Raw genomic sequence first — 218 nt, 5'->3', positions numbered from 1 at the left:
CGGGTCGCTGAACTGCTCGGGGTCTCCACGGCGGAGACGGTCCGCAAGTGGGTGCGCCAAGGGCAGGTCGACGCCGGCGACCGCGCTGGGGTCAGTAGCCAGGAGGCTGCGGAGGTCAAGCGGTTGCGGCGGGAGAACGCCGAGCTGCGCCGGGCGAACGCGATCCTGAAGGCGGCCTCGAGTTTCTTCGCGGCCGAGCTCGACCGGCCTTCCCGGTG

General features: G+C 72.0%; 1 pseudogene. It reads left to right on the top strand.

The window, feature by feature from the left end:
* Window positions 1–218: pseudogene (locus IG69_RS0119750) on the top strand (IS3-like element IS987 family transposase); the annotation flags it as partial.

Origin of the sequence: Phycicoccus jejuensis (assembly GCF_000720925.1) — a bacterium.
GTDB classification, from domain to species: Bacteria; Actinomycetota; Actinomycetes; order Actinomycetales; family Dermatophilaceae; genus Phycicoccus; species Phycicoccus jejuensis.
Note: the sequence above shows the minus strand (reverse complement) of the source record. Positions and strands in the feature narration are given on the sequence as shown.